Consider the following 15,153-nt stretch of genomic DNA (forward strand, 5'->3'; position numbering starts at 1 on the left):
AAGCTCACAAGGAAAAGTACGGTGGCAAGAGCAAGAAGGAAACACCTGTAACCATGCCGAACACAGTAGTTAAGCTTCTTCACGCCGAGAGTAGTTGGTGGGAGACTGCCTGCGAGGGTAGGACGCTGCCGTGCTTTTTAGTATTCCGGCTTAGCTCAGTTGGTAGAGCGCTTGACTGTTAATCAAGATGTCGTCAGTTCGAGTCTGACAGCCGGAGCAAAGAGAGAAGAGGACCTGGAAAGGTCCTCTTTTTTTGTGCCTGATGATGTTTAAGTGACGATGGCTATTATATTAGAAATACGTGAGCTAATTTTTAAAGAATGTGACATCAAACCTTTTTAACGATAAAATAATATTGGATATGTTTTATCTAAAGGAGGAAATCTCATGGTAGGAATTATTTTAGCCAGCCATGGTGGTTTTGCTGACGGTATTGCGGAATCTGCGCAGATGCTGTTTGGCGAACAAGATAATTTTGCTCATGTCATTTTGAAACCTGATGAAGGTCCAGATGATATTAGAGGCAAAATGGAAACGGCAATTGCTTCATTTGCAAATCAAGATGAAGTTTTGCTGATAGTTGATTTGTGGGGAGGTACGCCATTTAATCAAGCTAATGCCCTGCTTGAAAAGCATCCTAATTGGGCTATTGTTACTGGTATGAACTTACCAATGGTTGTTGAAGCACTAACGCAGAGAATGGCCAATCCCGATGCTACTGCTCATCAGATTGCAAGTGCCATTATTGAGCCGGCAAAGGACGGTATTAAAACCAAGCCAGTTGACTTAATGCCGCAGGAATCTGCAGCAGCTCAAAAACCGTCCCAACCTGCTAATTCAGCTAATAAGAAAACTATTCCTGAAGGTACAGTTGTTGGTGATGGTCACATTAAGTTTGTCTTAGCGCGAATTGATTCACGTCTTTTGCATGGTCAGGTAGCAACGGGCTGGATACCGACTATGCACCCAGATCGTGTAATTGTAGTTTCCGATAGTGTAGCTAAAGACGAAATGCGTAAAAGCATGATTCGTGAAGCCGCTCCTGCAGGGGTCAAAGCGCATACTGTTCCGTTGAAGAAGATGGTAGAGATTGCTAAAGATCCCCGTTTTGGTAATACACATGCCTTATTGCTTTTTGAAAACCCGGAAGATGTTTTAAAAGTAATCAAAGCAGGTGTTGACATTAAGACTGTTAATGTCGGTTCAATGTCTTACAAAGTCGGAGACGTCAATGCAAATAACGTATTGTCTATGAATCAAGAAGATGTTGATACTTTCCACGAACTTGAAAAAATGGGAGTCAAGTACGATGTGCGTAAAGTTCCAACAGATAAAGAAGGCAATATGGAAGCTATTTTAAATAAAGCCCAAAGTTTGCTTGACGAACAAAACAAGTAGGAGAATAGGAGTAAAAAATGAACGCTATTCAAATGATTTTAGTTGTCATAGTGGCCTTTCTTGCAGGTATGGAAGGTATCTTAGACCAATGGGAATTTCACCAACCATTAGTTGCTTGTACATTAATTGGTCTTGTAACTGGTAATCTAGTTTTAGGTGTTATCCTAGGTGGATATTTACAAATGATTGCCTTAGGTTGGGCTAACATTGGTGCTGCTGTTGCTCCTGATGCCGCTTTAGCTTCAGTAGCTTCCGCAATCATTTTGGTTCAAAGTGGTCAAGGAACAAAAGGAATTGGTATGGCTACTGGTATTGCTATGCCTTTGGCCGTTGCCGGACTCTTTTTAACCATGATTGTGCGGACTATTTCTACTGGTATTGTCCACATTATGGATGCTGATGCTAAAAAGGGTGATTGGCGTAAAATTAATATGTGGCAATGGCTTGATGTTTGTCTACAAGGGTTGAGAATCGCTATTCCGGCTGCACTGCTATTAGCTATTCCTGCTTCACAAGTTAGATACTGGCTGGGCTTAATGCCAGCATGGCTGAGCGATGGTATGTCAATTGGTGGTGCTATGGTTGTAGCTGTTGGTTACGCAATGGTTATCAACATGATGGCCAGTCGTGAAGTTTGGCCATTCTTTGCCATCGGTTTTGCTCTGGCAGCAATAAAAGATTTAACTTTGATTGCTTTAGGTGCAATTGGCTTAGCTTTAGCACTGATGTACTTATCTTTAGAGTCAAAAGGTGGCAATGGCGGTAGCTCAAATTCTGATAATGACGGTACCGGCGATCCACTCGGCGATATCATAGATGACTATTAGAGTGATATTTAAGAGGAGGATTTTATAATGGCTGATAAAAAAATAAAATTAACTAAAGCCGACCGCTTCAAAGTTATGTGGCACTCACAATTTTTGCAAGCTTCATGGAACTATGAAAGAATGCAGAACGGTGGTTATGCCTATTCACTTATTCCCGCTTTAAGGAAACTTTATCCTAAAAAGGATGATATGGCAGCTGCTTTACAAAGACACCTGGTATTCTTTAACGTTCACCCTTATCTGGTATCACCAATTTTAGGTGTTACTTTAGCCTTAGAGGAAGACAAGGCTAATGGTGCTAAAGTTGAAGATGAAGCTATTCAAGGTGTTAAGGTCGGAATGATGGGACCTTTGGCTGGTGTTGGTGACCCTGTATTCTGGTACACGGTAAGACCAATAGTTGGTGCCTTAGGTGCTTCAATGGCTATTCAGGGTAACGTGTTAGGACCGATTTTGTTCTTCGTTATTTGGAATGTAATTAGATTGGCCTTTATGTGGTATACACAGGAATTTGGTTACAAGGCCGGTTCTGCTATTACCAGTGATATGTCTGGTGGTCTATTGCAAAAAGTAACTCGTGGCGCCTCCATGATGGGTATGTTTGTTTTAGGCTCCTTAATTGAACGCTGGGTTAACATTAAGTTCACTCCGATTGTTTCAAAAACCCCTATTCAAAAGGGTGGCTATATTGACTGGGGATCACTTCCTGCTGGTGCCAAAGGAATTCAGCAAGCTTTAATAGATCAAGCCAACGGCTTATCACTAACCAAGTTTAAAGTAACTACTTTGCAAAACAACTTGGATAGCTTAATCCCTGGTTTAGCCGGACTACTGCTCACTTTCCTTTGTATGTGGCTATTAAAGAAGAAAGTTTCACCAATTTTGATCATTATTGCCATCTTTATTGTCGGTGTTGTTTTGCACGTTCTGCATGTGCTTTAATTTAAAATGGTTGAATCAAAAAATACTAAAGTTGATTTAACGGCAAATGCAACTTGGTTTCGTGCGTTATCAACATACGGTAAAGTAATGGTTGGAGATAAGGCGTTTGAATTCTATAATGAGCGCAATATCTCTGATTATGTCCAAATTCCGTGGCAAGAGGTTACCTACGTGGTAGCGGATGTTTATTTTCATGGACGCTATATACCTCGTTTTGAAATTCGCACTCGTGCAAGTGGTAAGTTTATTTTTACTACGCGAGACAATAAGAAAACTTTACGTGCTATTCGTCAATATGTTCCCGCTGAACATATGCGACAAGCGCTGGGATTATGGCAAAAAATCAAAAGAAGAATAAGACATAATTAAAAAAGTTCCTAGACAAAATCAATTGTCTAGGAATTTTTTGTTAATTATTGGTTTTAATACTTATGTCTACCACAACACCGAATTCCGCAGGAATTTTTTGTTTCAATGCTGGCATTGCTATGCCTTCTTTTCTTTGTGCCAAACTTTAGATACGGTTGACAAAACTATAAAGATTAACAGAGCTGAAACCATTGATACTCTGTTTGCAGGTAAAATTAATAGTAAAATTATCATTAAAATAAAAAAGATTAAAGTCATGTAATCTAAAAAAGGAAACCCTGGCATTTTGAAATCGGTAAGTTCTTGTGCAGGTGTCTTTTTCCGGTAGGCAATATGTGTTAAAAGCATTAGACACCAAATAATTAAAAACATACTGGTAGAAGTAGAAGAAATAAAATTAAAGGCCTCATTGCCAATAATAATAATAACAAATGGTGCTAAGGCCATTAGGCAGGCTGATAGAGTTAAAGCATTTTGTGGTAATTGTCTTCTTAAATGACCAAATGTCTGGTTAAATTTACCCTTACCGTTAAAAGTAACAGAAAATAATAATCGGCCTGCACTATACAAAATACTATTAGTTGAAGAAACAGCTGCTGAAATGACAACAAAGTTGATAATTGAACCAGCATTGCGAATGCCAGTTGCTGCTAAAGTCTGCACAAATGGGCTAGAGTTAGTAGCCACCTTATCCCAGGGAATAACGACCAAAATGGCGATAATAGCGAGAACATAAAATAATATTATCCGCATTGGTACTTCGTTAATAGCCTTTTTAATCGTTACCTTAGGATTTTGGGCTTCGGCAGCAGTCAATCCGACTAGTTCAACGCCAACAAAGCTAAAGATAACCATTTGAAAGCCAGAGAAAAAGCCGGTACTCCCTTTAGCAAAGAAGCCACCATGCGCAGACAAGTTAGCTAGAGTAACGGGACCAAAAGTGGTTTTGCCACCAGTTATTAACAAATAGGCTACTAAAATCACAAAAGCAATAACAGTCACAATTTTAATAATAGCAAAACTAAACTCCAAATTACCGAAAAGTCGGGCAGAAAGCAAATTAATAAATAGTAAAATTGCGATTGTGATCAAGCCAGGCACCCAGGTGGGCAAATGGGGAAACCAGTACTGGAAATATATACCTAGGGCTGTCATTTCTGCCATGCCTAACGTAACCCAACTAATCCAGTAAAGATAACCTGAGATAAAGCCAGTATTTTTACCTAAGTACTTTTCAATAAAATCAATATAGGTATGCTTGGATAAGTCTGAAACAATTAGCTCACCCAAAGCTCGCATTAGTAGAAATAAGAAAACACCAACGACGACATAAATCAGAATGACACTGGGACCGGCTCGTCTAATGCTATTACCTACGCCTAGAAATAAACCAGTACCAATTGTCCCACCCAGGGCAATCAATTGAATATGCGCGTTAGTCAAGGTTCGTTCGTAACCAGAACCGTTATTTTCCTCTTCTTCGCTCATTAAATCACTCCAAATACTTAAAAATTAGTTACATTATTAAATTATAGCATTATACATAAGCGTATGTTTTTAACAAAACCAAAATTTCGCTAAATTGTAAATTTTGTTATGTTAAAAAGGGCTTTATTTAAAGACAAATTGTAGTATCATATATTTTATTAAAAATAAATTAAGGAGGAAGATTTAATGTTTACCATTGGCCAATTTACTGTTAATAACTTGGATATTAGTTTGGTATTACCGGAAGTCAGTCATGCGGAAGCTTTATACGAAATTATTGTCCATGACCGTGATCAGCTGGCACATTTTTTACCTTGGGCAGGTAAGATTGCGAGTGTCAAAGATGAAGTTGATTTTATTAAGGCAATGCGAGTTGACACCGCTAATTATAAGAAACTGGTACTAGTTGTTCTTGTCAATGGCAAACCAGCGGGAATGGTTGACCTGCACAATATTAAGTTAAAAAATGAAAGCGGCGAAATTGGCTATTGGCTGGGGCAAAAATATCAGGGTAACGGAATCATGACTCAGGCCGTTAAAAAGTTAGTAGACGTGTCATTCAACCAGTTTGGATTACACAGTATTAAATTACTGGCAGATCATAATAATAAACCTAGTAGAGCCATTGCAGAGAGGCTGCACTTTGAATATGTGGCTAGGCTTAAAGATGAAGTTAAGTATCACGGTAAGTTCTGTGATATGGAGTTATATATCACATTTAATTCTAAAAACTAATCAAAAAAATTGCTGGTAAAATTTACCAGCAATTTTGTTATTTGTCTTCGTATCCTTGAGGATGAGTTTGGTGCCATTTCCATGCACTTGCCATTACATCTTCAGCGCTCTCATGTTGCGGCTCCCAGCCTAAAATAGTTCTGGCTTTGGTTGAATCGGCAACTAAACTGTCAGGGTCACCTGCACGTCGTGGTCCCATAGTATATGGAATTTCAATATTGGTAACTTTACGAGCCGCTTGTAAGATCTCTAAGTTGGAATAACCATGAGCAGTTCCTAGGTTGAACACATCGGATTTATTGGTTTTAATTAAGTACTCTAAAGACAGCAAGTGTGCGTCGATGAGATCTTCGATTTGAACGTAATCTCTGACATTAGTGCCATCTTTAGTGTCGTAGTCATTACCAAAAATAGTAAATTTACCATCGCCACTGACAGCACTTTTTAAAATATTAGGAATTAAATGCGTTTCCGGAGAGTGATCTTCTCCAATTGACCCATCACTTGCAGCACCAGCAACGTTGAAATAGCGCAGTGCAATTGATTTGATACCATCAGCTTTATCTGCCCAATGCATGATTTTTTCCATCATTACTTTGGTTTCACCATAAGGGCTAATCGGATTAAGAGGTGAATCTTCAGTAATTGGCAATTTCTTAGGGATGCCGTAAGTTGCGGCACTTGAAGAAAAGACGAGGTAATTGACACCGGCATCTTTCATGGCTTCTAGGAGTGCGATCATACCTGAAACGTTATTATCATAGTATTTTAGTGGGTTTTGTACAGATTCAGGCACTAAAGAATATGCAGCAAAGTGCATAACTGCCTCAATTTTTTCTTGACGCAATATTTGGCTAACTAAAAACTTGTTTTCAATATCTCCATGGTAAAACTTGGCTTTAGGGTTGACTGCTTTTCTGTGTCCAGTGTACAAAGCGTCTAGGACAACAACATCATTATTTTGTTCAATTAATTTTTTAACAGCTACCGAGCCAATATCCCCGGCACCGCCGATAACTAAAACGCGCATAAATTCCTCCAATTATTATATGGTAATGATCTTCTGTCTAAATTTTAGCACAGTCTGTTAATTTAAAAGACAATTATTGACAGTAAAATCATTTTGCAATACAGTTACTTTTAGTAAGATAGTTAGAAAGAAGTATCAAAATGATTCATAATTCCACAATTAACCAGCAAATTAATCATCGCTCTATCAGAAAATTTAAAGATCAAACACTAAGTGCAGAACAATTAAATACTTTGTACACCGTTTTTCAACATACAGCGACCAGCATGTTTATGCAAAATGCGACAATGCTTCATATTACTGATGAAAGTAAAAGGGCAAAAATCAGGGAATTGTGCGGACAAAAATATGTTGGTGCTGAAGGAGATTTGTTTATCTTTGTAGTTGATTTATACCGCAACCAACAAATTCGCCGCCAATTAGGTAAAGATGACGGACGTGTTCATACCACTGACATTTTCTTTCAGGGGATGGATGACACATTACTTGCTTGGCAAAATGTGGCTAATGCTGTTGAAAGTATGGATCTAGGCTATGTGCCTCTTGGCACCATTAATGATCATCCGTTAAAAATGCTAGACGTATTAGACTTGCCTAAGCTGACATTTCCAGCGTTAGGGATGCAAGTGGGTATTCCTGATCAAGAGCCGCAATTGAAACCGCGCTTGCCACTAGCATTTACAACTTTTGAAAATGAGTATCCGCGTGATTTTAAAGTGGTAGACTTGAAAGACTATGACCAAGTCGTTACCACTTACTATGACTTGCGGGATGCTAATAGACGTATTGATTCTTTTACCAAGCAAATAACTGGTGACAAGTTAAACGATAAGAGAATTGATCGTGACGAGTTGCCAGAATTGTTGCACAAGCAAGAGCTTTGCCTAGATTGGAAATAAAATAAAAGTCGCGCATTCGATTGCACGACTTTTTTTGTTTTGGTATAATTTAAACGTTGTGAAAGTTGCTGATTTAGCTCAGTTGGTAGAGCGTTTCCCTCGTAAAGAAAAGGTCGCCAGTTCGATTCTGGCAATCAGCATAACAAAGGCAAATATAGCATTAAAGCCCGTTGTATCAATCTTGATATGACGGGCTTTTGCTTGTTATGAAGTGTTTTAAATAGTTGTAAATTAATGTGAAATGTTGTGGTCAGTCACACTGCTAGTCACACAATGTGAAATAAGTTGAAAATTTGTCGTTATTAATTTTTCAGGAATGAACATAACTCTTGATGTAGCAGGCTTAATTGCTTGCTTTTTTGTGTGACTGAGTGTGACTAAGGAGATATATTACTTTTTCTTTAATAATTTATCTGTTTTAGCTCGATCGCAATTTTATGTTTCTCACAAAATTAGCAGCAATTAAAGTTGTTGTAGTAATAACTAAGTAAAAAATTATTAAATCGCTAAGAATAAGGATCGCTGCTTTCCAAATATTTTTTATTTATTATGGATTCCACTAGCCTTATTTTTTGACTAAGTTATAGAGTTATACCCATGTTATGTTTATTTAATAGATTTTGATGAGCATCGTGTTCAACAATATTAAGTTAGTTATGCAACAAGTTGCTAATGAGGCTGAATTAAGTTCTAAGATAAATAGTTGGAAGAGATTTACGGAATCTCTCTAAAGATTCTTAATGTATAAACAAAATAAAAAGAGAGAGCATCATAATAAATGAATTAGTTTGATATAAAATAAAATTATAGTTTTAGCTATCTCTTAGTTCCTATGAGTAATATGAGTGTATAAAATAAATTTTGTATTTTGACCATATCAGTGAATTCTAGATCACTATTCAATGTGATAGTTTTTATACTGTCTTGATTTTTATCAATTTATTTGTGAAATTTTTTAAACAATAGCACAGTAGTTGCTAACATATTTGTACTTTTTATGATTATAAAAGCAGGCAAGTATTCCGTACTCATAGAATAGGTATATGTCACCAAAATGTTTCATTCAAATCTAAGATATATCTTTATTTTTTTGAAAATAGTTTTAGATGTTACCAGTATTTAAATTAAGCTTTATAAAATTTGTTTTCTGAAATATTAGCAATTGAGCTTCGTATGTGTTATCAGTTGTTAATAATTTCATTACAAATAATTATAAAAATGGTAAATTATATTTTATAAAAATATGAAAGTTATCATTTACTTTTTAATTAATTTAATTTATACTCTGTTAAGTATTTACTAAGGAGAAATAGATGAAAAAGAAAACAAATATAGAAAAAGCAAACATAATAAACTTATTGATAAGTGGACAAACAAATAGTTTTGGTACACAAATTTTTGATTACGCTAATCAACTTGTAATTTCAGGATTAAGTAATAACACAAATCTTTATATGGGATTGTATCAAGGGGGGGGAAGCAATAGCTGGTCTGCTATTCAATTTAGTGGGTGGCGTTTTTGCAGATAAAAAAAACAGAAAGAAATTATTAATTTATACAGATATCCTTTCAGGAATTGTAACATTGATAGTCTACTTAAACTATTCATCTAAAAAAGCTTGGAATTTAATAGTTGTAAACATAATTCTTGCAATTCTTTATTCTTTTAACAGTCCTGCATATAAAGCAATTATTAAAGATCTATTATCCAAAAAAAACATTTATAAATATAATTCGTATTCTAAATCAGTTTCTGAAGTAATAAATGTCTTGTCTCCTATACTAGGAATGATAATTATTAATGGATTTGGCTTTAAAATTGGAATGCTTATAAATTCGCTTAGTTTTTTTGTGTCAGCTTTAATTGAATGTAGATTAACACTTATAGTAAATGATAGAGCTATTGATTTAAAAAAACGAGATAACTTAATAGGTTCTTTTATAGAAGGAAGCCAATATATATGGAACAATAAAAAGTTACTGATTATCATAATTTCCAGTAGCTTAATAAATTTTTTCTTGGCAGGTTATAACTTTACATTGCCTTTTATTAATAAAATAAGTAACAGCAAAAATTTATACGCTTATGTATTGGTTGCCTCTTCAGTAGGTAATATCTTGGGTGCTTTATTGAATGGTATATCTAAAAAAAGTCTGACACCTGAAAGATATAGTAATTTCCTATTAGGTATGTCGTTAGCAACTTTACTTGTATCTATTTTCAAATTTAGTAATATATTAATTTTACTACTGATTTCATTAGCTATGCTTTGCCTTACATTTTTTAATATTCAAATGATTTCAGGTATTCAATCTGAAATACCTGATGAATTTATGGGTAGGGTTTTTGGTGCTGTTTTTACAATATCCACACTTTTTGCACCAATAGGTACATATACTTTTTCAATTTTAAATATTTTAGATTGGTCGGCTTTTATTATAATCGGTTTTGGAGAGTTTATTGTTTTTGTGCTGATGAAGTTTGGTCTTATATTTTTTAACTCACATCATTTAGATTAAGTGAAAGGATAAATAATGTTATTTTCAAATACAGTAAATGATAATTATAAAATTATTAATCACAGAAATGTGGACAAAATGATAGATGTGGAATTTTTACAAGATCTGTACAGTCAAGTTGATTTAGAAATTAATCCAGTACGGTTTAGAAATATTATTTCAATTTACAGAGATGGAATTTTTCAAGCTTATGCACCGGAAAAAGAGTGGAACTTTCTCCAGGAATATGTAGGTAATAAATTTCTTGAAAAAGATAGATCTTTTTTAATCGGATTGAATCATTACATAGAATTTCCCAAAACAGAACTAAAAAAACTTCTAAAATCGATAGCTCAACGGGACTTGAACTCTGATAGTCCTAAAATATTATGTCATACATTAATTAAATTACATTTTTGTGCTTTAAATGAAATTTATGGTATAAATTTGGTTCAAATTGAAGAAGGTCTACATTATGCCATTAAAAAATTTCTTCAAAGTGAACAAAACTTTGGTACTGATGCATTTAATTGGCTGTTGGGAGACTCACACTCTATTTTAACAGATGCAATTGAATTGAAAGTTTCTCTCTCTGAAAAGAAAAGAAAAGGGTTGATTACTAATAAAGAAGCCGAACAAATTTATACAAATCAATATGGTGGCTTAGAAACAGCATATGGTAATTTTAAGGAAAAAAATAGTAATAATGAAAAAGAAAAGCAATTTGTGAAAGATACTAATAAGGAAAGTTTTTTACCTTCTTATGGGAGAAGAAAAGATAAAATTGCATTTAAAAATATGGATTTAGCAATATGTTTGAGAAATTACAGTTCCAAAATTTTTGAATTAAGGGATAAAAATAAATTTTTAATGGGACAAGTATCAACAGAAAAAAACAGAGTATTCAATACTTTATTATCAAAACTAAAAATTTTGCCACAAGAGGGAAAATTCTATATGTTAATGGAATTGTATAAAGCAGTTTATGAAGATTATAGAGTTTCAAAAAATACTATAAAAGAGCGATCAAAAGGTGTCGTATTAAGTCGTAAGGAAAATATTAAAACAGAAGCAAATAGTAATACTAAATTATTGATTACTAATTTTGCCAGCAAAACCTCAAACAGTAGAACTTTAAAATTAATGAGAGGCGTACCTGTTAGCAGAGGTTTAGTTATTGGTAAAGCACACTTAGTTAATGATTCAACGGATAGTAACCAGTTAAAAAAGGGAGAAATATTAGTTGCACCTGGAACTGATTTTAATTTGGTAGATTCATTTTATGAGTGTGCAGGTTCTATTACTGAAGAAGGGGGAATTCTAAGTCACGCGTCAATAGTTGCAAGAGAATTAAAAAAGCCCTGTTTAGTTGGCATTAAAAACTTGATAAGAAAAATACAAAATAAAGACAATTTGATTCTTAATGGCACAATAGGATTAGTTGCAAATTTGAGAGATATTAATGTTGCTTTGATAGGAACTAAAATAGACGCTAAAATATTTGGTTCAAAGGTAGCTAGATTATCTTTACTAAAAAGAAAAGGCTACCCTGTTTTAGATGGAATTGCAATTTCGTTTGATCCAAAAAAATATAATTTATTAGAACTGAATGAAATATTATATAAATCTACTGTTAATATGTGGAAAACAAAATTTTTGATTATTAGAAGTTCCTCTTCTGAAGAGGATGGTTTGAAGTTTTCGATGGCTGGAAAATATGAATCAATAAAATGTAGTAATAATTTTAATTCATTTACCAAAACTTTAAGAAAAATGGAAAAGGCAAATCATCTTCAAATTTTTATCCAGCCGTATATAGCTAGCTCAATAGGAGGTGTTTCTTTTTTAGAAAAAAATACTAATAAATTTATCACAGAAGTTTCTGAAAATGGACCTCAAGATGTTGTCAAAGGAAAAGTGAATGAAAGATTTAGTGGGTATATTGATAATGAAATGAAAAATATAGACAAAGATTGGAAAAAAGAACTATTTTTACAACTTAAAAAAATTCAATCTGAGTTTTCTTTTGATATTGATGTCGAATGGACTATAGATAAATTTGGAAATTTCAAAATTTTTCAAGTTAGGCCAATTACTAGCAAGGAGGTATTTTATGACATTAAAAAAGAATGATTTTAACAAGTATATGAGTACGAAAGGGTATGATTATTTATAAGAAAAAAGAGATAATAATAAACGACTTAAAAAAATATGTGGGTAATGAAGTTTTATTTGAATGCGAGCAATTTCGTATTAAGTATAGGGACAGAATGGGTATTGTAGGAAACTCTGGAATTGGCAAAACGACGTTCTTAAATATGCTAGCTGGTTTAGATAAAAAATTCGATGGAATAATAGAAAACAATTTTAATAGAACGTTTTTTGTTCCACAATTTGATGAATTCCCAAATTGGCTTGGGGTTAATTATATAATTAGAAGAGCTAAACATTTATCTAAAATCAGTGATATACAAGGAAATTTCATAATTGATCAATTAGGTTTAAACAGTTTATTCCAGCAGAAATATGGCACTCTTTCGGGAGGACAAAGAAAAGTAGTTTTAGTAGGTGTCGCATTACTAAGTTTACCAGATCTTTTAATATTAGATGAAGCTTTTAATGGAATAGATGACAATAAGAGAAGAGAACTGTTTACTTTTCTTAATAAATGGATAGAAAATAATAAAATTACACTTATATTTGTTAGTCATAATAAAAACGATTTGGCATTGCTAACAAATAAAGTTATAAAAATTAAAAATAAGAGGATAACTTTCTAATATGAAAATAAAAATCGGTCAATATGATATACCTGAGATAAAATTTTGTGATCTAAATAAAGAAAATGAAATTAAAGATGAAATGTTCCTTGGTGGACGACTAGGAATAATTAAGTTAGGAAATCAAAAACACAGAGGAATTATTGCAATAGACAAGCTGCATCCCCATACTTTATTTGATATTATGTTAGCCTTTTCAAGCTTAGATGGGATTGATGAAATTATTAATAATAAAAAAGAATTTAAAACTATTTTGCAGACAGGGATTGATATTCAAAAAAAAATAGAGAATTTTAAGTTAGAAAAGAAATTTAAAATATATCCTGAAACCACAAAACTAATTTATAATATTTCATCAAATATTTCTAATAAATCAGCAATGTCGCTACCAGCTTTTCACCTACATATTAACACTTTTTCTAGCTATGAACTGAATAAATTGAAAATTAAAGAGATTAATCTAAGTGAATTTGATAAAAAACTAGAGGAGGCGTGTGTTTATTTCAAATATTTGTTTAATAAACGATCTATAGGAATCAAAAAAAGCAAAAAATATGGCTTAGGGGTTGGTATTAATGTAATTACAGAATGGAAGCAGTTTTGTGAAATTGATTTAGAAAAATTAGTTTTTATTCTTCAAGAAATTCATTTTGCAATGCTTGATGTAGCAAATAAGTATTACAATTGCTTCTGCAATTATGGTGTAAGCATTTATAAGCAAAAAAAGATAATTATTTTAATTCAACCTAAGTATGGGACCTCTATTGGAGCAGCTGGAGCAATGCAATGGAAAGGAAAAGTAGATTTTTCTATTCCTCAGAGAAGCTCAGGTGTATTTGATAAAGAGACTTTACAGCGAAGAAAAAGATTTCAAGACTATGTACTTTCGAATTTTTAAGGAGAAAAAATGATAATATTAATTCATGAATTTGGCTATCAAAGTGTTAAGACGTTTGTAGAAACTATACGAAAAAATGAGAATCTTAAGGTTATAATTCATACATATAAGAAAAAAACTTTTCCAAGTTATATCGACACAATTGAACTTGATGATTTTTCTATAGAAAATATTGTTGAAGCGGTTGAAAATATTTCGAAAAATATAAGTAATGAGAATGTTGGATGTGTGACCTTTGACGAAAATTTAGTAGAATTATGTGGCATACTAAATGACAGAAATTCTAGATCAAATAAAAAATGTTTGTCTGCAGTTACTTCATATTTGTTGACAGACAAACTATTAATGAGGTCATTTCTTGGAAATATTGTACCAGAACCTAATTTTTCAGAATATACAGGAAAAGAAAATGCAAAGAAGTTTTTAAAAACAAACCCGAATGGTATAGTGTTAAAGCCGAGAGCCTTATATTCAAGCCGTGGGCAATACTATGTCAATAAAGAGTCAGATCTTAATCATATTCCAATCTCGTTAAATAATTATTTGATGGAGGAAAAAGTAAATTATACCAGCATGTATACAAGCGACGGCTTGTATACTAATGGCAATATTTTTGTTACTATTCATCAGTATGGTGAAAAAATCTCTGATTCTGAAAAAAATACTGCTCCTTTAAAAGTTAAAACAGCTGATTTGTATGAGAAAGATCCAAAATTAATAAAAAAAATAGAAAAGATGGCAAAAAACATTTTAATCAATGTTTCAACTAATGCAGAGGTTATTCCTTTTCACTTTGAATGGTTTGTTGATACTAAAAAACGAACAATTAAATTTTGTGAGGGAGCAGCAAGATTTGGAGGAGCATATATTCCTGAACTGATTATGGCAGAATATAATGTAGATGTTAAACAAATGTATGCTAAATTGTTGACTAGTTCAACAGACGCTATAATATTGGGTAATTTAAAACTACGTAATAGACTGACTTCAATTTCGTTTTCACCACGTTTTTCTTCACTAAATCAAAAAAAATTAATAAATAATATGTTAGATTTTCCTAATTGGATACTATTTAAAAAATCCTATCTCGATAATCGGAAAGTAATCATAACAGAAGAAAATTGGATGACTATTCAGGCTTATACTGTTGTTTTTAATTATTCTTCTCAATTAGATCTTGAAAAGAAAGAAAAAATATTGTTGAATTTGTTAAAGCCAAATAAGATATAACGATTTAAATAAAAAGGCGATGTTTTAATTTTAGTAATGTCGTTAAGTTAAGAAATAC

At 33.1% G+C, this 15,153-nt stretch carries 14 protein-coding genes, 2 tRNA genes and 1 rRNA gene; 15 read left to right on the forward strand and 2 right to left on the reverse strand.

The features are described from left to right. The first annotated feature begins 17 nt into the window (after positions 1-17). The 6 genes from rrf (at position 18) to F5ESL0260_RS01940 (ending at position 3,536) form a co-directional block, all read left to right on the forward strand. Positions 18-134, forward strand: a 5S ribosomal RNA gene (rrf, locus tag F5ESL0260_RS01915). A gap of 10 nt (positions 135-144) precedes the next feature. Beyond that, a tRNA-Asn gene (locus tag F5ESL0260_RS01920) sits at positions 145-217 on the forward strand. A 170-nt stretch (positions 218-387) separates the two neighbouring features. Further along, the gene (locus tag F5ESL0260_RS01925) at positions 388-1,398 is read left to right on the forward strand and encodes a PTS sugar transporter subunit IIB (RefSeq protein WP_122025685.1); all 1,011 of its coding nucleotides are present in this window, start codon (positions 388-390) and stop codon (positions 1,396-1,398) included. Positions 1,399-1,415: 17 nt separating this feature from the next. Beyond that, positions 1,416-2,225 (forward strand): PTS mannose/fructose/sorbose transporter subunit IIC, encoded by an 810-nt coding sequence (locus tag F5ESL0260_RS01930; protein WP_046324358.1) that lies wholly within the window; start codon positions 1,416-1,418, stop codon positions 2,223-2,225. Between the two features lie 27 nt (positions 2,226-2,252). Beyond that, positions 2,253-3,167, forward strand: a complete 915-nt coding sequence (locus F5ESL0260_RS01935) for a PTS system mannose/fructose/sorbose family transporter subunit IID (RefSeq protein WP_122025686.1) — start codon at positions 2,253-2,255, stop codon at positions 3,165-3,167. A 6-nt stretch (positions 3,168-3,173) separates the two neighbouring features. Continuing rightward, positions 3,174-3,536, forward strand: coding sequence for a DUF956 family protein (locus F5ESL0260_RS01940; protein WP_110445632.1), 363 nt, complete (start codon positions 3,174-3,176; stop codon positions 3,534-3,536). Positions 3,537-3,653: 117 nt separating this feature from the next. On the opposite strand, the gene F5ESL0260_RS01945 is transcribed toward F5ESL0260_RS01940, so the two are convergent. Further along, a complete protein-coding gene (locus F5ESL0260_RS01945) occupies positions 3,654-5,024 on the reverse strand; it encodes an amino acid permease (protein ID WP_110445633.1) in 1,371 nt (456 codons plus the stop codon). 186 nt (positions 5,025-5,210) lie between these two features. Here F5ESL0260_RS01945 and F5ESL0260_RS01950 point away from each other — a divergent pair, with 186 nt between their 5' ends. Then, on the forward strand, positions 5,211-5,759 hold the full coding sequence (locus F5ESL0260_RS01950) for a GNAT family N-acetyltransferase (RefSeq protein WP_046324362.1): 549 nt from the start codon (positions 5,211-5,213) through the stop codon (positions 5,757-5,759). Positions 5,760-5,796: 37 nt separating this feature from the next. Here F5ESL0260_RS01950 and galE read toward each other — a convergent pair whose 3' ends face one another. Beyond that, a complete protein-coding gene (gene galE, locus F5ESL0260_RS01955) occupies positions 5,797-6,789 on the reverse strand; it encodes a UDP-glucose 4-epimerase GalE (RefSeq protein WP_122025687.1) in 993 nt (330 codons plus the stop codon). Between the two features lie 140 nt (positions 6,790-6,929). On the opposite strand from galE, the gene F5ESL0260_RS01960 reads away from it, so the two are divergent. From F5ESL0260_RS01960 to F5ESL0260_RS01995, 8 genes are all read left to right on the forward strand, one after another. Beyond that, positions 6,930-7,688: an NADPH-dependent oxidoreductase gene (locus F5ESL0260_RS01960; RefSeq protein WP_046324363.1), complete on the forward strand. Its 759-nt coding sequence runs from the start codon at positions 6,930-6,932 to the stop codon at positions 7,686-7,688. A gap of 67 nt (positions 7,689-7,755) precedes the next feature. Beyond that, positions 7,756-7,828 (forward strand) — tRNA-Thr (locus F5ESL0260_RS01965). A gap of 1,173 nt (positions 7,829-9,001) precedes the next feature. Further along, positions 9,002-9,217 (forward strand): hypothetical protein, encoded by a 216-nt coding sequence (locus tag F5ESL0260_RS01970; protein ID WP_122025688.1) that lies wholly within the window; start codon positions 9,002-9,004, stop codon positions 9,215-9,217. Next, entirely contained in the window at positions 9,195-10,208 is a 1,014-nt protein-coding gene (locus F5ESL0260_RS01975) for an MFS transporter (RefSeq protein WP_158593803.1), read from the forward strand. The genes F5ESL0260_RS01970 and F5ESL0260_RS01975 overlap by 23 nt, the downstream gene beginning before the upstream one ends. Positions 10,209-10,223: 15 nt before the next feature. Next, positions 10,224-12,320 (forward strand): PEP-utilizing enzyme, encoded by a 2,097-nt coding sequence (locus tag F5ESL0260_RS01980; RefSeq protein ID WP_046324365.1) that lies wholly within the window; start codon positions 10,224-10,226, stop codon positions 12,318-12,320. Positions 12,321-12,349: 29 nt separating this feature from the next. Further along, a complete protein-coding gene (locus tag F5ESL0260_RS01985; RefSeq protein ID WP_122025690.1) occupies positions 12,350-12,967 on the forward strand; it encodes an ATP-binding cassette domain-containing protein in 618 nt (205 codons plus the stop codon). A 1-nt stretch (position 12,968) separates the two neighbouring features. Continuing rightward, complete coding sequence (locus F5ESL0260_RS01990; protein ID WP_046324370.1) at positions 12,969-13,865, forward strand: hypothetical protein; 897 nt, start codon at positions 12,969-12,971, stop codon at positions 13,863-13,865. Positions 13,866-13,874: 9 nt separating this feature from the next. After that, a complete protein-coding gene (locus tag F5ESL0260_RS01995) occupies positions 13,875-15,095 on the forward strand; it encodes a hypothetical protein (RefSeq protein WP_046324371.1) in 1,221 nt (406 codons plus the stop codon). Positions 15,096-15,153 lie beyond the last annotated feature (58 nt).

Origin of the sequence: Lactobacillus sp. ESL0260 (assembly GCF_003692935.1) — a bacterium.
Classification (GTDB): Bacteria; Bacillota; Bacilli; order Lactobacillales; family Lactobacillaceae; genus Lactobacillus; species Lactobacillus melliventris.

What these genes read in the sequence shown, in the direction of transcription:
- F5ESL0260_RS01925 (WP_122025685.1), top strand. Translation starts at nt 388, where the DNA reads ATGGTAGGAATTATTTTAGCCAGCCATGGTGGTTTTGCTGACGGTATT.
- F5ESL0260_RS01930 (WP_046324358.1), top strand. Translation starts at nt 1,416, where the DNA reads ATGAACGCTATTCAAATGATTTTAGTTGTCATAGTGGCCTTTCTTGCA.
- F5ESL0260_RS01935 (WP_122025686.1), top strand. Translation starts at nt 2,253, where the DNA reads ATGGCTGATAAAAAAATAAAATTAACTAAAGCCGACCGCTTCAAAGTT.
- F5ESL0260_RS01940 (WP_110445632.1), top strand. Translation starts at nt 3,174, where the DNA reads ATGGTTGAATCAAAAAATACTAAAGTTGATTTAACGGCAAATGCAACT.
- F5ESL0260_RS01945 (WP_110445633.1), bottom strand. Translation starts at nt 5,024, where the DNA reads ATGAGCGAAGAAGAGGAAAATAACGGTTCTGGTTACGAACGAACCTTG.
- F5ESL0260_RS01950 (WP_046324362.1), top strand. Translation starts at nt 5,211, where the DNA reads ATGTTTACCATTGGCCAATTTACTGTTAATAACTTGGATATTAGTTTG.
- galE (WP_122025687.1), bottom strand. Translation starts at nt 6,789, where the DNA reads ATGCGCGTTTTAGTTATCGGCGGTGCCGGGGATATTGGCTCGGTAGCT.
- F5ESL0260_RS01960 (WP_046324363.1), top strand. Translation starts at nt 6,930, where the DNA reads ATGATTCATAATTCCACAATTAACCAGCAAATTAATCATCGCTCTATC.
- F5ESL0260_RS01970 (WP_122025688.1), top strand. Translation starts at nt 9,002, where the DNA reads ATGAAAAAGAAAACAAATATAGAAAAAGCAAACATAATAAACTTATTG.
- F5ESL0260_RS01980 (WP_046324365.1), top strand. Translation starts at nt 10,224, where the DNA reads ATGTTATTTTCAAATACAGTAAATGATAATTATAAAATTATTAATCAC.
- F5ESL0260_RS01985 (WP_122025690.1), top strand. Translation starts at nt 12,350, where the DNA reads ATGATTATTTATAAGAAAAAAGAGATAATAATAAACGACTTAAAAAAA.
- F5ESL0260_RS01990 (WP_046324370.1), top strand. Translation starts at nt 12,969, where the DNA reads ATGAAAATAAAAATCGGTCAATATGATATACCTGAGATAAAATTTTGT.
- F5ESL0260_RS01995 (WP_046324371.1), top strand. Translation starts at nt 13,875, where the DNA reads ATGATAATATTAATTCATGAATTTGGCTATCAAAGTGTTAAGACGTTT.